This window comes from Candidatus Omnitrophota bacterium (genome assembly GCA_030688425.1).
Lineage (GTDB): Bacteria > Omnitrophota > Gorgyraeia > Zapsychrales > JANLHA01 > JAUYIB01.
The window spans coordinates 99,883-117,510 of record JAUYIB010000013.1 but is presented as its reverse complement, the minus strand read 5'-3'; the positions used below and the strand labels follow the sequence as shown (position 1 = coordinate 117,510).

Below are 17,628 nucleotides of genomic sequence, written 5' to 3'. Positions count from 1 at the left end.
CTTTGTTCCTGGCGGAAAAGCGCATCCTGGCTCTGGATCTTTCGTTGATCGTCGCCGGCACCAAGTATCGCGGCCAGTTTGAAGAGCGCCTCAAGACCATCATGAAGGAGTTGATGGAGAATCAAAACGCCATCATCTTTATCGATGAGCTTCACACGCTGGTGGGCGCCGGTTCAGCCGAGGGATCGCTGGACGCCGCCAACATTCTGAAGCCGGCTCTGTCGCGCGGCGAAATTCAGTGCATTGGCGCCACCACACCGGCCGAATTCCGAAAATCCATCGAGCGGGATCGCTCGCTCGAGCGACGCTTCCAGTCCGTGAAAGTTCCTCCACCGGGGGAGAGCGATGCAATCAAGGTTCTGTTCGGCATTAAGGACCGCTACGAAAAATTCCACGCCGTAACGTACACCGATGAAGCCCTGTACGCTTCGGTTTACAATTCCAACCGGTACATTCCCGACCGCTTCCTGCCGGACAAGGCCATTGACCTGATCGATGAGGCCGCCTCGCGGCTGCGCATCGAGATCGACAGCATGCCGCAGGAACTCGATGAGAATGAGCGGAAAATACGGCAATTGGAGATCGAGCGACAGGCGTTAAAAAAGGAAAAGGACGAAGCTTCTTTGGTGCGGCTTAAAAAGCTTGAAGAGGAGTTGGGAAATTTAAAAGAATCCAACAAGTCGCTACGCTTACGATGGGGAAGGGAAAAGGACGTCATCAGCCGGATCCGTAACACCAAGGCGCAGATCGAGCAGAAAAAGATCGAGGAGTCTAAGGCTGAAAAGGAAGGCGACCTGGGCAAAGCGGCGGAGATCCGGTACGGCACCCTGGTGACCCTGGAAAAGGAGTTGAAACAGCAGAATCAGGAACTGGTGAAAGTTCAGAAAGAAGGCTCTCTGTTAAAAGAAGAAGTCGATGACCAGGACATCGCCGCGATTGTCGCCAAGTGGACCAAGATCCCGGTGTCCAAACTTCTGGAAGGCGAGACCGAGAAATTGCTCAAGATCGAGGAGGGCCTGAAAGGCCGGGTGGTCGGGCAGGATGAAGCCATCGCGTTTGTTTCCTCGTGCATCCGCCGGTCGCGCACGGGCCTGAGCGATCCTCACCGCCCGATCGGGTCGTTTTTGTTCGTCGGTCCAACGGGTGTCGGCAAGACCGAGCTCGCCAAGTCTCTGGCGTGGTTCTTGTTTGACGATGAAAACGCCATGGTGCGGATCGACATGAGCGAATATATGGAGAAGCACAGCGTTTCGCGGCTGATCGGCGCTCCTCCGGGATACGTCGGTTACGACGAGGGAGGACAGCTGACCGAGGCGGTCCGGCGCAAGCCTTACGCGGTGATCCTGTTCGACGAAGTGGAAAAGGCCCACGGCGACGTTTTCAACGCGCTCCTGCAGATCCTGGATGATGGCCGGCTGACCGACGGGCAGGGGCGGGTCGTGAATTTCAAGAACACGATCATCATCATGACGTCCAACATCGGTTCCGAGGCGATCCGGGACATAGAAAACCGGAAGGAGATTGAGAAAAGGATCCACGACGCGCTCAAGGGCCGTTTCCGTCCCGAATTCCTCAACCGGGTCGATGAGATCATCATCTTCAGCCGGCTGCGCCAGGACGACATCCGCCGGATCGTGGACCTTCAGATCGATATCCTGAAAACCCGCCTGCGGGACAGGGAGATTTCCCTGGACCTCTCGGACAGGGCCAAGGATCTGTTGGGAATCCGGGGGTTCGATGCGGTTTATGGGGCGCGCCCCCTCAAGCGCGTGATCCAGAGATATGTCCAGGACGCCATCGCCCTCAAGATCCTGGCCGGAGACATCAAGCCCAGGGACTGCGTGACGGTGGATGTCGGCAAGGACGGGGAGCTGTCGTTTCGGACGGCGGGATAAGGAGGGAATAATCCCTCGCTCCGCCATGGTCGCTCGGGATGATTCCATGCGCCTTTCTATGGTGAACCGGGGAAGCGCATTGAATCAAAAAATAGTGGAAAAATGGCGGTGACCGAGGGAAGATAGATGGGGTTTGAGGGACGGGATTCCCAGGCCGGCGTCATTTTTAACTTACGGAAGAAATTTCTTTATGAATCTTTGGATTATTCTTCTTGGTATTATCACCCTGGGCGTGATCATATGGCTCAGCACGTTGACCGGCAAGAAGGACAAGCGCCGGCGGTATCTGGAGGCCCTGGCGGATTATGTCGAGTCCCGGCTCGAGCCACTGGAAGGGTATCCGAACAGTTTCCGGATCCGATGCAATTTTGCCGGCAACGAGTTTGTTTATGAAGACATCGTGGACAGGGCCCCGGGGAACGTCGCGAACCGGGTTTTTTTGAAAGGGCCATCACCCACCACGTTGACGCTGTCGTTAACGGAAAAGCCGCGCACCACCATCCGCGCCGACGTCCAGTCCTTCGCGGACATGAAGACCCCCTGGGTAAACGCGGCGGAGAAATTGGTTTTGCCGCCGGAATTAAAAATGTTCAGCGCTTTTACCAATGATCCCCTCCTGGCCGGCCTGCTGCTGGAGGATGGGAAGGTCCTCAAGGCCTTTGTGTCCTGCAAGAACGTGGATGCCTTGGGGCACCCGGTATGTTCGCTTGAAATCAAGGAGGGGACCGTGATCATGGGGTTTCATCCCCGGACGGAGATGAAACCAAGCCTGGCGGAGTTGTATCACAGCCCGCCGGTCATCGCGGATTATTTGGAACGGGCGGCGGCACCGGTGGAGCGGCTCAAAAAACTGGCCGTCCTAAAAAAGGAGCGCGGGCAACTATGAGGAAAAATCTGGAAGCATTTTTAAAGACTTCTCTTCTGGGCGGGCTGATCGTGATCCTTCCCGTGGCCATCATCGCCGCCGTTTTCAGCTGGATCTTTCATTTTGTCACGGGCCTCATCGAGCCGTTGACCGACATTGTGGTTGCCAGGCATGACGTCAAAACGATCGTCGCGGATGTGATCGTGATTTTTCTCATCACCCTGTTTTGTTTCGCGGTCGGGGTGGTGGTCCGGACCCGTCTGGGCAAGTTCCTTTATCAAGTGATCGAGACCAGGATCTTGCGCGTGGCGCCCGGGTATAAATTGATCAAGGACACGATCCTGCAATTGCTGGGAGGCGAGCGCAAGCTTTTCTCCGAGGTCGCCCTGGTCCAGCTGCACGGCGATGAAGTCCTGACCACCGCGATCGTCACGGACCGCCATCCGGACGGCACGTGCACGGTGTTTGTCCCCATCGGCCCGACGCCGACCAGCGGTTTTATTTATCACATCAAGGGGAGTTGTGTTTTCCCGGTGGATGTCCCGGTAGACGAGGCCATGCAGTCCATCATCGGCTGCGGGACCGGGTCTTCCCGGCTTTGGGAGGCGTACAAGCGAAAGAAAGAGGAACTGGCCGGGAAATCTTAGGACGACGGAGCGGGAATGAAAAAACGAAAGTTCGGCGCGGCGCGGTTCAGCGTTGCCGAAGTCGGGCTGGGGACCTGGCAGCTGGGCGGCGACTGGGGGCCGGTGGATGACGCCATGGCGCAGAGGATCCTGGCGTCGGCGGTCGACAGCGGCGTGAATTTTTTTGATACGGCCGATGTTTACGGGCAGGGCTTGAGCGAAACGCGCATCGGGAGTTTTCTCAAAGGATGCTCGGAGAGGATTTTTGTGGCCACCAAGATCGGGCGTTTCCCGCACCCGGGTTGGCCGAAGAATTTCTCTCTTTATGCGTTCCGCATGCATGTGGAGGCTTCGCTGAAACGGCTGGGGATCGAGGCCCTGGATTTGGTCCAGACGCACTGCTTGCCGGCGGAGTTCATCCAAAAACCGGAGCTTTACGAATGGCTGAAGATTTTAAAAAAAGAAGGCAAGGTCCGGAATTTCGGACTGAGCGTCGAGTCGATGGACGAAGCGCTGTTCGGCCTCGATCAGGATGGTGTCTCCAGCCTGCAGATCATTTTTAATATTTTCCGGCAGAAACCCATTGATGTTTTATTTGAAAAAGCGAAGGAAAAGCACGCGGCCTTGATCGTCCGCCTGCCGCTGGCGTCGGGGTTGTTGTCCGGGAGATTGACGCCGCAAACAACCTTTGCCGAAACAGACCATCGTCATTATAATAGGGAAGGCCAACGGTTCAACGTGGGCGAAACATTCGCCGGCCTGCCGTTGGACCGGGGGATCGCGTTGAGCCGCGAATTGGCGGCCTACGTGCCATCCGGAATGAGCATGGCCCAGGCGGCGATGCGTTGGATCCTGGATTTTGACGCCGTGAGCGTCGTCATCCCCGGGGCGACGAAGCCGGAACAGATCGTGGAAAACGTTTCCGCGTCGGCTTTGCCGGCGCTGCCTGAGGACTTGCGCGGGAATATCCGGACATTTTACGAGAACAGAGTGGCCGCCCATATCCGCGGGAAATATTAATGAGCGCATCATTTACGGAGTCCCGCAGGGACGACGTAAATGATAAGCGCGAATTAACCCCTGCGTTTCGCTTTGCGAAGCAAAGCGGCAGGGATAAATGAGCAAACGGAGTCCCGCAGGGACGACGTAAATGATAAGCGCGCCTACCTGCAGGAATTAACCCCGCTGGGTGGGAAGAGACAGGACAACGCATGATTTCCAACAAGCGAGTGGTTTGGGCGATTGCCATCTGGATGGTCGGAGCCCTTTTCCCGTTCTTTGTCTTTTTCCAGCGGGAGCGCGGCTGGATGCCAGCAACGGTCCTGGAGGGCATCGGGATGATAGGTATCATCTGGGTGGTTTTTTGCGCCCTGGGTTTGGTTCTTTTTAAGGAGCTGGCCCGGTTTTGGACAGTCCGCCTGTTTGCCATCTATCTGTTTTGGACGGTGTATGTGGTGTGCTTTGACCTGGGGCCGTTTTTTTCGACCGCCATGGAGTGGCTGGGGGTGAAATTGGGTGTTTCCGTCAGCCTGGTGACCACAGCCAGCCTGGTGGCGCTGATCACGCACATGACTTGGCCGTTGATCGTCATCATGTATCTGACCAATCCGCATGTGAAGTCGATGTTTCAAAGTGCGCCCGTCGCCAAGTCTCATTAATGCCGGTAAGATGCCCGCCTGTTTTGAGTATTGACAAGGCGGGATTCTTTGTTATAATATCGGCTTAGCAATCTTTGCTGTTGACTGCTAAAAATACGATTCGCGTCTAAACCCATAATTTCATTGGAGATATACAACGCGGAGAAGGATCATGCGGACAAAAAAAGCGGATTACGAATCGCGAAAAGACATCATCCTGGGCATTGTTGTCAATGAATATATCAAAACGGTGAGCCCTGTCAGTTCCGGGCTGATCGCCCAGGACTACCCTCTGGACGTGAGTCCGGCCACGGTCCGGAATATTCTGGCTGAGCTGGAAGAAGAGGGCTATTTGACCCATCCTCACACATCCGCCGGCCGCATGCCGACCCAGATGGGTTACCGGTATTATGTGGACAACCTGATGAACGAGATCAAGCTCTTGGAAGGCGAACAGGCGCGGATCAAAACGGAATACGATCAGGGACGGAAAGACCTCGAGAAAGTCCTTGAGAAAACGTCTCAGATGGTTTCGGACATCACCCACTACACCAGCATCATCTCGGTGGACGGGATCCCGGACAAGGTTTTTCTCCATGGGACCAGTTATGTGGTCGGATACCCGGATATGCAGGACATCCAGAAGATCCGTGAAATCCTTTCCACTCTTGAAGAGAAAGAGCGGCTGTTGAGCGTCATCAACCGCCATCTTCAGAAACGGATCCAGATTTATATCGGCCATGAGATGGCGTGTTCCAATATCGGGGAATGCTGTTCCCTGGCCGTTTCGCAGTATAGGCTGCCTGCGGGAACGAGCGGCCGGATCGCGGTCCTGGGGCCGACGCACATGGATTACCAGCGGGTCGTTTCGACGCTGGATTATTTGACGGAATATTTGAACCGGGCCCTTTGATTTCAAGGCCAGGAATGACATCGCATATGGCAGAGCCAATGGAAAATCCGAAACCGAAAACCGCTGATCAGGGTTCGCCCGCGGAAACGGCGCCGGAACCGGCCAAGATCGAGATTACGCAGGCGGAATACCAGAAGTTCGTCAACGATGCCGCGGAATACAAGGACAAATTCGTCCGTCTCTTCGCGGATTTCGACAACGCCCGTAAGCGTTACGACAGGGACCGCGCTGAATTTATCCGTTACGCGCACGAGGGCATCATCATGGAGTTCCTTGGGATCCTGGATGATCTCGAGCGGAGCGTGGCCGCGGCCAAGGCGGTCCCGCAGGACACCCAGTCCCTTTTGAAAGGGATCGAGATGGTCGTCGGCCGGATCCACGAATTGCTCAAGCGCAACGACGTGCGCTCCATGGACTGTGTGGGCAAGAAGTTCGATCCGCATTGTCATGAAATCCTGATGATGGCGGAGAGCACCGGGCACAACGAGGACACGGTCATTGAAGAATTTCAAAAAGGATATTTTCTGGCCGACAAGGTCATCCGGACGGCCAAGGTGAAAGTCGCGAAACCCGGGCAGGCGACTGCCGGGGAACCATCTAACAAAGCATCATAAATCGATCGTTATGAGATCGGATCATTGAGGAGGTAATCTTATGGCAAGAGCAATCGGTATTGATCTGGGAACATCCAATTCGGCGGCATCCGTGATGGAAGGCGGCCGCCCGGTCATCATTCCGTCGGCGGAAGGCGCCGGTGTCGCGTCGGGCAAGGCCTTCCCGTCCTTCGTCGCCTTTTCGAAAGACGGCCAGCTGCTCGTCGGGGAGCCGGCCCGCCGCCAGGCGCCGATCAATTCGGAAGGCACCATCTACGCGGCCAAACGCAAGATGGGGACCACCCACAAATTCAAGGTGTTTGACAAAGAATTTTCTCCGCAGCAGGTGAGCTCGTTCATCCTGCAGAAGATCAAGGCGGACGCCGAGAAATTCCTTGGCGACAAAGTCGAGGAGGCCGTCATCACGGTGCCGGCGTATTTCAACGACAATCAGCGCCAGGCCACCAAGGACGCGGGCGAGATCGCGGGGCTCAAGGTCCTGCGCATCATCAACGAGCCCACGGCCGCGTGCCTCGCCTACGGCATTGACAAGGCGGGCAAGGAACAGAAGATCATGGTCTTCGACCTCGGCGGCGGGACCCTCGACGTCACCATCCTGGAAATGGGCTGGGACAGCGAGAACAAGGCCGCGACCTTCGAGGTCATCTCCACCAGCGGCGACAACCTGCTGGGCGGGACGGACATGGACAATGTCCTGATCGACCACATCACCGGGGAATTCAAGAAAGAATCCGGCATCGATCTTAAGAGCGACAAGATGGCCTTTCAGCGTCTGAGAGAAGCCGCGGAAAAGGCCAAGGTCGAATTGTCCAGCACGGTCACCACCGAGGTCAATTTGCCGTTCATCACGGCCGACGCCTCCGGGCCGAAGCATATGAACTTGAAACTGGAGCGCGCGACTTTGGAAAACCTGGTTTCCCCCATCATCGAGCGCTGCCGGGGGCCTATCATCCAGGCGATGAAGGACGCGTCCGATAAGCTCGGATCGCAGGTCAGCGTCGACCGCGTGATCCTCGTCGGCGGCCCGACCCGCATGCCCATCGTCCAGCAGTTCGTGGAGCGCGAGGTCGGCAAGAAGATCGAGCGCGGGATCGACCCGATGGAATGCGTGGCGCTCGGCGCCGCGGTCCAGGCCGGGATCATCAAAGGCGAAGCCAAGGAAGTCCTGCTTTTGGACGTCACGCCGCTGTCTCTCGGCATCGAAACGCTGGGCGGTGTGTTCACGAAGCTCATCGAGCGCAACACGACCATCCCCACGAAAAAGAGCCAGGTGTTTTCCACCGCTGAGGACAATCAGTCGGCGGTGACCATCCGGGTCCTGCAGGGCGAACGGTCCATGGCGGACGGCAACACAGAGCTTGGCCGTTTCAACCTGGAGGGGATCCCTCCGGCCCCGCGCGGATTGCCGCAAGTTGAGGTCACATTCGATATCGACACCAACGGCATCGTTCATGTTTCCGCCAAGGACAAGGGGACCGGCAAGGAGCAGTCGATCAAGATCACGGCTCCCAACAAATTGTCGGATGCCGATATCGATAAAATGGTCAAGGAAGCCGAAAAATACGCGGAAGAGGACAAGAAGCGCCGTGAAGAGGCCGAGTTGATCAATCAGGCGAACGGCCTGGTGTTTTCCACGGAGAAATCCGTCAAGGATTACGGCGACAAGATTTCCGCCGGTGACAAATCGAACATCGAGACGGAGCTGAACAACCTCAAAGAGGCGGTCAAGAGCAAGGACCATGCCCGCATCAAGCAGGGGATGGAGTCATTGCAGAAAGTCAGTCACAAACTCGCCGAGGAGATCTACAAGGCCTCCGCCTCCCAGCAGGCGGCCCAGGGCGCCGGCGCGGGCGCCGGAAGTTCGTCCCAGGATGGCCAGTCTCAGGACGCCGATTCGCGGCAGGGCCCGCAGGGCCCGCAGGGGCAGCCGGGCGGATCCCGTGATAACAAGGATGATGTTATCGACGCTGATTTCAAGGCGAGCGACGATAAAAAATAAAAAAGGTATCGGGGTTCAGGGAATCGGGTGGGGTTGAGGCGGATGGTGAGTCCCCAAACCCTGTTCCTTGAACCCCATTTTTTATCCCGCCTTCCCGTCAACGCCCCGGGCTGAAGCCCGGGGACGGGAAACCGGCGGGATTCGGCCCCGCAGGGGCGGGGAAGAAAGGAACCGCGGGTGTCCCTCGACTCTCGCTCGGGATGGCGAGCGTGAGTCGAACCAAAGCCCGTTGGCCTCCATGAAAAAAGATTATTACGAAATTTTGGGCGTGCCGCGTGAATCGGATCTTCCGCAGATCAAGAAGGCCTACCGGTCTTTGGCACTGAAGCACCATCCGGACCGCGTGCCCGAGGCCGAAAAAAAAGAGGCGGAAGAAAAATTTAAGGAAATTTCAGAGGCCTACGGCGTCTTGTCGGACCCGCAGAAGCGCAAGATGTACGATCAGTACGGCCACGCGGGGATTGACCAGCGTTACACCGCCGAGGATATTTTCAAGGGCGCCGATTTCGGCAGTATTTTTGAAGAGGCCGGCTTGGGCGATCTTTTCGGCAGGATGTTCGGGGATTCCCTCTTTGACGTGTTCGGCGGCGGATCCGGCGGCGGACGTTCGGGGGCCCGCCGGGGCGCGGACATCCAGTATGAAGCGGACATCACCTTGGAGGAGGCCTTCCAGGGCGTGAAAAAGGCGCTCCAGGTCCCCCGGCACGACGAGTGTTCCTCTTGTAAGGGTTCCGGCGCGAAATCCAGCCAGGACGTCAAAACGTGTCCTCGGTGCAAGGGCCAGGGCCAGGTCGTGATGTCGAGCGGATTTTTCCGGATGGCCCAAACCTGCCCGCAGTGCCAGGGGCGTGGCCAGGTCATCACGGAATACTGCCCGAAATGCGGCGGCAAGGGCGTTGTCCGCGTGACGCGCAAGATCGACGTCAATATTCCCGCTGGGGTCGACAATGACACGCGCTTGAGGGTTAAGGGCGAGGGCGAATACGGCCCCTCGGGCCGCGGAGACCTGTATCTTTATCTCGCCGTTAAACCGCATGAGGTTTTTGAGCGCCGGGACAGAGATCTCTATTTGGAACTGCCGCTCAGTTTTGTCAAGGCAGCGTTGGGGGCGGAAGTCTCTGTCCCGACCCTGAGCGGGGATGTTTCCATGAAGGTCCCGGCCGGGACGCAGAGCGGAAAAATTTTCCGTTTGAAGGGCAAGGGGATGCCGGATATCCATTCCGGATCGCCCGGAGATCAGTATGTCCGGGTCATGATCAGTGTCCCTTCCCATGTAAACGCCGAGCAACGGCGATTGCTTGAGGACTATGCCCGGATCAGCGGTGAGACGGCCGGTGCCGGGGTGCCCGGGGATTCTTTTTCGGAGAAAATAAAGAAAGTGTTCAAATGAGCCGGGCGGCTTCCCGGTTCAGAATCATGAACAAAAAGCTGTTTATGGAGGGGACTTATGCCAACTTATCAGTATGAATGCGAGGCCTGCGGCCACGGGTTTGAAATTCTGCAGTCCATGACGGACAAAAAACTCCAGAAATGCCCCGAATGCGGGAAAAAGACGCTGATCCGCCTGATCGGAACTGGCGGTGGGATCATTTTTAAGGGAAGCGGCTTTTATGAAACGGATTATAAGAAAAAATCTGCTCCTCCCAAGACAGAAAGCGGCAAACCCGCCTGCTCCAACCCGTCCGGGGGCGGCTGTTCCTGCCATTAAACTATCCTGAAACTGAAAATTCCTGGGAATTTCCGGCTTTTTAGGCCTTTTCAGCCTTGGGTGAAATTTCCAAGAATTTCATTCTCAGGACTCCCGAATTCTGGTATTATGACACAATGTTAAAGCCCCCCCGCAGGCCTGCAGAACGGGCTGGGAGGGGGTGTTTTTTTAATGAAGCCGCCACTTACGGAACGATAGTGAACGTAAGTGGCTGGCTGAATTAACCCCGCAGGTTCCCGCCGAAGGCGGGATGCGGGGTTGAAATCCAGACTTGCAGAGCCCCAGGTCCCAGTGATTTGCCCAGCCAAGCGATTGGGCAGCCGGGGTATACCCGACATAGCCATGACAGAAATCCGTCCTTTTCAGGCCATCCATTATAATTCCGAGAAAATCCCGGATATTGCCAAAGTCGTCTGCCCGCCGTATGACGTGATCTCTCCCGCGCAGCAGAACGAGTATTATAATAACAGCCTTCATAATTTTATCCGTCTGGATCTCGGCAAGGAAAAGGCCGCGGACGACAAGGATGACAACAAATACACCCGCGCGAAAAAGTCGTTTGACGAGTGGCTTGCTGAAGGTATCTTGTCGGAGGACCCCAAACCAGGCATGTATTTTTATAAACAGGAATACCGGTTGACCGGGCAGCGGCACAGCCGCCTGGGGTTCATCGCCCTGATGAAGATCCAGGATGACAAGGATTCCAAGATCCTCCCGCACGAAAATACCCACATGGCCGCCAAGGAAGACCGGCTCCGGCTGACCCGGGCTGTCCGTTCGCAGCTCAGCCCCATTTTCGTCTGTTTCTCGGACAGAGAGAAAACCGTGGAAACGACGTTTATCAAACATCTGGCGCCGAGCAAGCCGATGTTTGACGTCATGGATGAAGACGGCGTCCGCCATATGATCTGGCGGCTGGATGATCCGGTCCGGATCCAGCCCATCGTGAACACCATGGAAGGACAACACCTTTTCATCGCCGACGGTCATCACCGCTATGAGGTGGCCAAGGAATACCGCCGGGGCAAGATCGCCAAGATCGAAAAGCCCACCGGCCAGGAGCCGTTCAATTTCGTGATGACTTATTTTACCAACATCGATTCCAAGGATTTGAAGATCTTTTCCATCCACCGGATCATTAAAAAACTTCCTAAAAAACTGGATTTCCTGGAGGAGTTTTTCAGGGTGGACAAAATCAAGTCCAAAGAAGACCTGGCGATCCTCCTGGCCAAGGCCGGGCAAAACGAGCATGCCATCGGCTTTTATACCCGGGAAGGCTGCCGCCTGCTGCGGCTCAAGAACAAGCTCCTCATCGACCAGTATGTGACCGAAGGTTCGCGCGAATACCGCCGGCTGGACGCCACGATCCTGAAATATTTCATCTTGGACAAGGTGGGGGTCGCCTCGGAAGATATCATTTATACCAAGGATTTGAACGAGGCCATCGGCACGGTGGACGCCAAAAAAGCCGATGCCAGCTTTATCCTCAATCCCGTCAAGATCCAGCAGCTCAAGGCCATCGCCCTCAACGGCGAGCGCATGCCCCCCAAAACAACCTACTTTTATCCCAAAGTGCTGTCCGGCCTCACGGTCCATAAGATGGAGTAGCCGACGATCTCCTTGAGGTGCAAGGCATGGCTTTATTCGGGAAACCCAAATACACCTTAGTCAAGGTCAAGAAGAAAGACATCCCGGAGGGCATCTGGTCCAAGTGCCCGTCCTGCGACGCCTTGACCTACACCAAGGAAATCAGGAACAGCTTCAACGTCTGCCCGCATTGCCAGCATCACCTGCCTTTGACCGCCCCGGAGCGCGTCGCCCTTTTGATCGACGAAGGGACCTTCGAAGAATACGACAAATTCATGGTTTCCCTGGATCCGCTGGAATTTAAGGGGCCGAAGACCTACAAAGAAAAGCTGGAGGCCGACCAGAAAGCGACGGGGCTGGTCGACGCCGTGATCACCGGCCAGGGACAGGTCCTGGGCAAGGAGACGGTGATCGCGGTGACCGATTCCCGTTTCATCATGGGCTCCATGGGATCGGTGGTCGGCGAAAAGATCACCCGCGCGATCGAGAAAGCTACGGCCGGCAAGCTGCCGGTCGTGATCGTTTCGGGGTCCGGCGGCGGGGCGAGGATGTACGAAGGCATTTTCTCCCTGATGCAGATGGCCAAGACCTGCGCGGCGCTGGCGCGTCATCACGACGCGGGGCTTCTTTACATTTCCGTTCTGACCAACCCGACCATGGCCGGCATCATGGCGTCGTTCGCGGGGGTGGGGGACGTGATCATCGCCGAGCCGAAAGCCCTGATCGGGTTCACGGGGCCGCGCGTCATCGAGCAGACGATCCGGCAGAAGCTCCCTGAAGGATTCCAGAGTTCCGAATTCCTTCTCGCCCACGGCCTGATTGACAAGATCGCCGCCCGTAAAGACCTCAAGAAAGCCATCTTCCAGGTCATTGATTATACCCAGAATCATAGCGGTTGACCCGTTGTCCAATGTCGCGGGGATGGCCTCTCGGCCATATCCCCGAGAGAGTTCCCTGCCGGCCGGCAGGCAGGCGCACACCGAGGCTTTCATCCTCTTTTAGAAAAAGACGAGGTCTTTTTGAGCGAGGGATATGGCCGAGAGGCCATTGATAAAGACGGCAGGGTAGCGGACGGAGGCGATTTGTTGGATGTCGAATAAAAGAGTTTTCCCGAACTTCGAACGATAGTTTACAGCTTATTGTTTGATTATGGCCCAGATCAGTTTAAAAAACGTCAGCAAGGTTTACCAGAGCGGTGTCCGGGCCGTCAACAACGTTTCGCTCGGCATCGAGAGCCACGAGTTCCTCGTCCTGGTCGGCCCCTCGGGCTGCGGAAAATCCACCACATTGAGGATGATCGCCGGGCTCGAAGACATCTCTGAGGGCAAAATCTGGATCGGCGACCGGCTGGTCAATGACGTTCCCGCCAAGGACCGGAACATCGCCATGGTGTTCCAGAATTACGCCTTGTATCCCCATATGACGGTTTTTGAAAATATGGCGTTCGGCCTGCGGCTGCGCAAATACCCGAAAACCGAGATCGTCCGCCGCGTCAACGAGGCCGCCGAAGTCCTGGGGATCAAGAAGCACCTCGACCGCAAGCCGCGCCAACTTTCCGGCGGGGAGCGGCAGCGCGTGGCCCTGGGCCGCGCGATTGTCCGCAAGCCGCTGGTGTTCCTTTTCGACGAGCCTTTGAGCAACCTCGACGCCAAGATGCGCGTCCAGATGCGCGCCGAGATCCACAAGCTGCGCCTGCGGCTCCAGACCACGTTCATTTATGTCACCCATGACCAGACCGAGGCCATGACCCTGGGCGACCGCATTGCGGTCATGCATAACGGCGAAGTCCAGCAGTGCGCCGACCCGATCACCATTTACGACAAACCCGCCAACAAGTTTGTGGCCAGTTTCATCGGCTCGCCGCCCATGAGCTTCATGAACGGGCGGCTCATCAAGAAGGAAAAGAAATATTATTTTGATGAGGGGAAATTCCAGGTTAAACTGATAGAAGAGATGTACAACGCCGTCGCGCCGTACGAAGGGAAGGACGTGATTTTAGGGATCCGGGCGGAGGATATCCACGACAAGCTCTTTGTCTCCCAGGCGACCCCCGATAACACGGTGACCGCCACCTGTGAAGTTGTGGAACCCATGGGTTCCGAGGTATACTTATACCTGAACACAGGCCGTCACTCCTTTATCGCGCGCGTGGGCGCTCATGACCGTCCGGTTGTCAACCGCGACATGGATCTGGTGTTTGACATGAGCAAGGTGCATTTCTTTGATACAGAAACCGAAAAAACAATTCTTTAGCTCCCGCGCTTTTTCCGCCGCCCTTCTTGTCTTTCCCCTGATCTCCTTCTTTGTCTACGCGACATATTTCTGGAATTCTTTTTTCCCCGTCATCGCCGGCATCACCATCGTCAATCTGGCGGCCCTGCTTTACGAGGAGCACCGGTCGACGCGCAAGCGCGCCGAGATCGGCCTTTACCGGCAGGATTATCTCGAGCGGCTGAATCTTCTGACGGCTGATATCGGAAAGGAACGCCTCGCCATCGAGTCTTTTCAGAAAAAGATCGTCGACTACGACCGGTTGAAGGGGTTGACCGAGAAACTCTGCATGTGCCTTTCCATCCCGGAAACGGCCAAGGCCCTGACCGGGGAAGCCGGGGAGCTCTTCGGGCAGAACGACAGCACCATTATCCTGTACCTTGTCCGGTCCCGGGAAGGGGAGCTCGCCATCGCCTCTTCGCTGCGCGGCGGCAGGCACGTCACGATCATGGCCAAGCAGGGGGACATCTACGACCAGTGGATCGTCAAGAACATGAAGCCCCTTTTGATCGAGGACGTCAAGACCGATTTCCGTTTCGATCTCGACAATATCCCGGAGGACAAGGCCCACCCGATCCGTTCCCTGATCAGTTCCCCGATGGTCATCACCGATAAACCCGTCGGCATCCTGCGCGTCGACAGCCCGCAGGAAAATTCTTTCGCCACTGACGACCTGCGGTTTTTGTCGACGATCGGCGACATCGGCGCGGTGGCCGTGGAAAACGCCCAGCTCTATGAACGCGTGGAAGACCTGGCGATCCGGGACGGCCTGACGGGGCTGTATCTGCGCCGCCAGCTTCTGGAGCGGCTTTCGCATGAAATCAGCCGCAGTCTCCGGCTCAGAAAAGACGTGTCGTTTCTCATGATCGATCTCGACGATTTCAAAAAATATAACGATCGGCTTGGGCACACGGCCGGCGACATTGTCCTCAGGGCGGTGGCCCTGATCCTCGCCGATCGTTTCAAAGAGCCGGGAAACATTCTCTGCCGTTACGGCGGGGAGGAATTTTCGGTCCTCCTGCCGGACTGCCCCAAGGACAAGGCGATGGCCATGGCGGAGGAGTTCCGCCGGACGGTCGAGGCCCAGAGCATCATCCTGCGCCGGGAGAAAACCCGGATCACGGTATCCGTGGGCGTTGCGGCGTTTCCTCACGACGCGCAGGTCAAAGAGGACTTGATCCAGCAGGCGGATCTGGCCTTGTACCGGGCCAAAAAGAAAGGTAAAAACCAGATCGCCGGCGCTTAGCCGGGGGTTACGGGGATTGTCAGGACATGACCATGGTGCATCCATTGATGATATTTTTGGCTTTGGTTTACGGGGCGGCCGTCTTTGCGGTGATCCGCCGGACCGCCCATCGGATGCTGGGGCAGGCCGAGGAGGAGTTGAGCCGTGCCCGGCATGATTATCAGGAGTGGTCCGACAAGCGAGATAGGATTCTCTCCGAGAAAAAGCGGCTTGAACGGCAGGCGGCGGAAATATTCACTTTATACACGATGACCAAAGAGATCACAAAGAATTTCAGTGAAGAAGACGCCCTGGGGGTGCTCAAGCAGCATTTGGAGGACTACGTGTCATTTGGCGAATGCCGCCTCCTGGATCCCCTTTCCGAGGAAATCAAAGCGCTGAAAAGCTCCGGGCGCGGCGAGCTTTATGAGCTCAAGGGCGAGAAACGGCTTTTGGGATATCTCTGGATCCAGGATATCTCCGGGGAGGGGCGGGACAAGGTCGCGGTTCTGGTGAATCAGTTCGCGCTGGCCCTGCGCCGGATCCGTTTGTATCAGCAGATTGAGCGGCTGGCCCTGACCGACGGCTTGACGGAGGCGCATACTCGCCGCTACATCCTGGAGCGGTTTGAGGAAGAATTGCGGCGGTCCAGCCTGCGCGCCAGCCCGGTGTCTTTCCTCATGATCGATGTCGATTACTTTAAAAGGATCAATGACGAGCATGGCCATTTGACCGGGGACCAGGTCCTGCGGGCCATCGCCTCCCTGATAAAGGAAAATATCCGCGAGATCGACCTTGTTGGCCGTTACGGCGGCGAGGAATTTTGCGTGATCCTTCCGGACACTTCCCGGGACGGCGCCCATTTTGTGGCCGAACGCATCCGGTCCGCGGTTGCGTCCAAAACGATCTTGGTCTATGACGCGGCCGTCAAGGTCACATTGAGCATCGGCATCGCCGCTTCCCCGGAAGACGGGAAGTGGAGCCAGGAACTGGTGGATAAGGCCGACTGGGCTCTTTACAGAGCCAAAAAGCTTGGACGAAACAGGATTTGCACCTTCGGAGTTTATGATTCGGACACCCGCTGACCCCGCCGTCCCTCCCAGAATTCCTCCCTAAAATAGGTTTGTTTCAGCTTGAATCCCCGCATCTTTTCAGGTAAAATGAAGCACAATTCAAATAATAGTATAATAAATATTCTTTTCCTTTTTATAATCGGCTGAAGATGAGATTTTGGGCGGCTGTCCTGCGGGAAGACTTTGAATGATCCCGGGAAAGGCCGCCTCATTTTAAGAAAATTTCCAATGGCCTGGAAAGGGCCGCCGGCCGCAGGGCCGGGTTCAGGTTCATGAAAAAATATGTCATTGGCATCGATGTGGGCGGGACCAACGTAAAGCTGGGAATCGCCGGGCCTTCCGCAAGGATCATTGCCAGAAGTCTACTAAATACAAAGAGTTTCATCTCTCACAAAAGCCGCTTGATTGCCGCGATCATGGCTGGAGTGCGTGCCTTGGCCGGTCAGGCCGGGGTGTCCTTCAGGGACATCGCCGGGATCGGTATCGGCCTGCCAGGGCTGGTGGATTTTGACAAAGGGCTTGTCATTTTTCTTCCCAATATCCCCGGCTGGAGAAAAGTCCCGCTTAAACGGATGATTCAGAATGAACTCGGCCTGCCCGTGTTCCTTGAAAACGATGTCAATCTCATCACCCTGGGCGAGTGGCAGTACGGCGCCGGAAAAGGGACCAGGAACATGCTGTGCATGACTTTGGGGACCGGGGTGGGAGGCGGTTTGATTCTTGATGGCCGTCTTTACCGGGGAGAGGGGTTCGTGGCCGGAGAGATCGGGCATATGCCGCTCAATGAAACGGGACCGGCCTGCAATTGCGGCGGGTACGGCTGTTTTGAACGCTCGGTCGGTAATCTGGCGCTTTTGAAAAAGGCCGCCGTCATTTTTCGGAACAAAAATATCACGCTGGAAGAGATCACCCGCAGGGCGAAGGCCGGCGAACGCAGGTCCATAGCTTTTTGGGAGGATTTCGCGGGGCATTTGGGGAACGGGCTGGTGGGCGTGGTCAATCTTTTGAATCCGCGCCGTATCGTGATCGGCGGCGGTGTGGCGAATTGCCCGGGGTTTGTTTTTCGGATTGTGAAAGAGATCCTCCGGGAAAGGGCCATGCGCGTCCAGGCCTCCATGGTGGATGTGGTCCGGGCTTCCCTGGGCAACGACGCCGGGATTCTCGGCGCCCAGGTCCTGGTCAGGAGCGGGGGCGAACGATGATTTTTCTGGCCCT

The 17,628-nt window shown here is 56.6% G+C and carries 16 protein-coding genes; all 16 read left to right on the top strand.

Annotation, left to right across the window (positions count from 1 at the left end; translation table 11 throughout):
* Positions 1 to 1,895: AAA family ATPase (locus Q8Q08_05780; GenBank protein ID MDP2653527.1), on the top strand; the 1,895-nt coding region annotated here is incomplete at its 5' end.
* 190 nt (positions 1,896 to 2,085) lie between these two features.
* Positions 2,086 to 2,781: a hypothetical protein gene (locus Q8Q08_05775; protein ID MDP2653526.1), complete on the top strand. Its 696-nt coding sequence runs from the start codon at positions 2,086 to 2,088 to the stop codon at positions 2,779 to 2,781.
* Positions 2,778 to 3,407, top strand: coding sequence for a DUF502 domain-containing protein (locus Q8Q08_05770; protein MDP2653525.1), 630 nt, complete (start codon positions 2,778 to 2,780; stop codon positions 3,405 to 3,407). The genes Q8Q08_05775 and Q8Q08_05770 overlap by 4 nt, the downstream gene beginning before the upstream one ends.
* Before the next feature lie 15 nt (positions 3,408 to 3,422).
* Complete coding sequence (locus Q8Q08_05765; protein ID MDP2653524.1) at positions 3,423 to 4,406, top strand: aldo/keto reductase; 984 nt, start codon at positions 3,423 to 3,425, stop codon at positions 4,404 to 4,406.
* Between the two features lie 191 nt (positions 4,407 to 4,597).
* Positions 4,598 to 5,044 (top strand): hypothetical protein, encoded by a 447-nt coding sequence (locus tag Q8Q08_05760; protein MDP2653523.1) that lies wholly within the window; start codon positions 4,598 to 4,600, stop codon positions 5,042 to 5,044.
* Between the two features lie 151 nt (positions 5,045 to 5,195).
* On the top strand, positions 5,196 to 5,936 hold the full coding sequence (locus Q8Q08_05755; GenBank protein MDP2653522.1) for a hypothetical protein: 741 nt from the start codon (positions 5,196 to 5,198) through the stop codon (positions 5,934 to 5,936).
* Between the two features lie 26 nt (positions 5,937 to 5,962).
* Positions 5,963 to 6,550 carry a nucleotide exchange factor GrpE gene (locus tag Q8Q08_05750; protein ID MDP2653521.1) on the top strand — a complete coding sequence of 196 codons (588 nt, stop codon included), beginning with the start codon at positions 5,963 to 5,965 and terminating at the stop codon, positions 6,548 to 6,550.
* Between the two features lie 40 nt (positions 6,551 to 6,590).
* Positions 6,591 to 8,549 (top strand): molecular chaperone DnaK, encoded by a 1,959-nt coding sequence (dnaK, locus tag Q8Q08_05745; GenBank protein MDP2653520.1) that lies wholly within the window; start codon positions 6,591 to 6,593, stop codon positions 8,547 to 8,549.
* A gap of 229 nt (positions 8,550 to 8,778) precedes the next feature.
* Positions 8,779 to 9,939, top strand: a complete 1,161-nt coding sequence (gene dnaJ / locus Q8Q08_05740) for a molecular chaperone DnaJ (GenBank protein ID MDP2653519.1) — start codon at positions 8,779 to 8,781, stop codon at positions 9,937 to 9,939.
* Between the two features lie 57 nt (positions 9,940 to 9,996).
* Positions 9,997 to 10,257, top strand: coding sequence for a zinc ribbon domain-containing protein (locus Q8Q08_05735; protein MDP2653518.1), 261 nt, complete (start codon positions 9,997 to 9,999; stop codon positions 10,255 to 10,257).
* Between the two features lie 342 nt (positions 10,258 to 10,599).
* Positions 10,600 to 11,865 (top strand): DUF1015 domain-containing protein, encoded by a 1,266-nt coding sequence (locus Q8Q08_05730; protein MDP2653517.1) that lies wholly within the window; start codon positions 10,600 to 10,602, stop codon positions 11,863 to 11,865.
* Positions 11,866 to 11,891: 26 nt separating this feature from the next.
* On the top strand, positions 11,892 to 12,743 hold the full coding sequence (gene accD / locus Q8Q08_05725) for an acetyl-CoA carboxylase, carboxyltransferase subunit beta (GenBank protein ID MDP2653516.1): 852 nt from the start codon (positions 11,892 to 11,894) through the stop codon (positions 12,741 to 12,743).
* 250 nt (positions 12,744 to 12,993) lie between these two features.
* A complete protein-coding gene (ugpC, locus tag Q8Q08_05720; protein MDP2653515.1) occupies positions 12,994 to 14,097 on the top strand; it encodes a sn-glycerol-3-phosphate ABC transporter ATP-binding protein UgpC in 1,104 nt (367 codons plus the stop codon).
* On the top strand, positions 14,066 to 15,361 hold the full coding sequence (locus Q8Q08_05715) for a sensor domain-containing diguanylate cyclase (protein MDP2653514.1): 1,296 nt from the start codon (positions 14,066 to 14,068) through the stop codon (positions 15,359 to 15,361). Before ugpC ends, Q8Q08_05715 begins: the two co-directional genes overlap by 32 nt.
* Before the next feature lie 32 nt (positions 15,362 to 15,393).
* Positions 15,394 to 16,425, top strand: a complete 1,032-nt coding sequence (locus tag Q8Q08_05710) for a GGDEF domain-containing protein (protein ID MDP2653513.1) — start codon at positions 15,394 to 15,396, stop codon at positions 16,423 to 16,425.
* Between the two features lie 260 nt (positions 16,426 to 16,685).
* Positions 16,686 to 17,615, top strand: a complete 930-nt coding sequence (locus Q8Q08_05705; GenBank protein MDP2653512.1) for an ROK family protein — start codon at positions 16,686 to 16,688, stop codon at positions 17,613 to 17,615.
* The last annotated feature ends 13 nt before the right edge of the window (positions 17,616 to 17,628 follow it).

Bases quoted from the DNA above. Each gene is read 5' to 3' on its own strand.
- Q8Q08_05705 (MDP2653512.1), top strand. From the start codon at position 16,686: ATGAAAAAATATGTCATTGGCATCGATGTGGGCGGGACCAACGTAAAG.
- dnaK (MDP2653520.1), top strand. From the start codon at position 6,591: ATGGCAAGAGCAATCGGTATTGATCTGGGAACATCCAATTCGGCGGCA.
- Q8Q08_05750 (MDP2653521.1), top strand. From the start codon at position 5,963: ATGGCAGAGCCAATGGAAAATCCGAAACCGAAAACCGCTGATCAGGGT.
- Q8Q08_05730 (MDP2653517.1), top strand. From the start codon at position 10,600: ATGACAGAAATCCGTCCTTTTCAGGCCATCCATTATAATTCCGAGAAA.
- Q8Q08_05765 (MDP2653524.1), top strand. From the start codon at position 3,423: ATGAAAAAACGAAAGTTCGGCGCGGCGCGGTTCAGCGTTGCCGAAGTC.
- accD (MDP2653516.1), top strand. From the start codon at position 11,892: ATGGCTTTATTCGGGAAACCCAAATACACCTTAGTCAAGGTCAAGAAG.
- Q8Q08_05710 (MDP2653513.1), top strand. From the start codon at position 15,394: ATGGTGCATCCATTGATGATATTTTTGGCTTTGGTTTACGGGGCGGCC.
- Q8Q08_05775 (MDP2653526.1), top strand. From the start codon at position 2,086: ATGAATCTTTGGATTATTCTTCTTGGTATTATCACCCTGGGCGTGATC.
- Q8Q08_05760 (MDP2653523.1), top strand. From the start codon at position 4,598: ATGATTTCCAACAAGCGAGTGGTTTGGGCGATTGCCATCTGGATGGTC.
- ugpC (MDP2653515.1), top strand. From the start codon at position 12,994: ATGGCCCAGATCAGTTTAAAAAACGTCAGCAAGGTTTACCAGAGCGGT.
- Q8Q08_05735 (MDP2653518.1), top strand. From the start codon at position 9,997: ATGCCAACTTATCAGTATGAATGCGAGGCCTGCGGCCACGGGTTTGAA.
- Q8Q08_05755 (MDP2653522.1), top strand. From the start codon at position 5,196: ATGCGGACAAAAAAAGCGGATTACGAATCGCGAAAAGACATCATCCTG.
- Q8Q08_05770 (MDP2653525.1), top strand. From the start codon at position 2,778: ATGAGGAAAAATCTGGAAGCATTTTTAAAGACTTCTCTTCTGGGCGGG.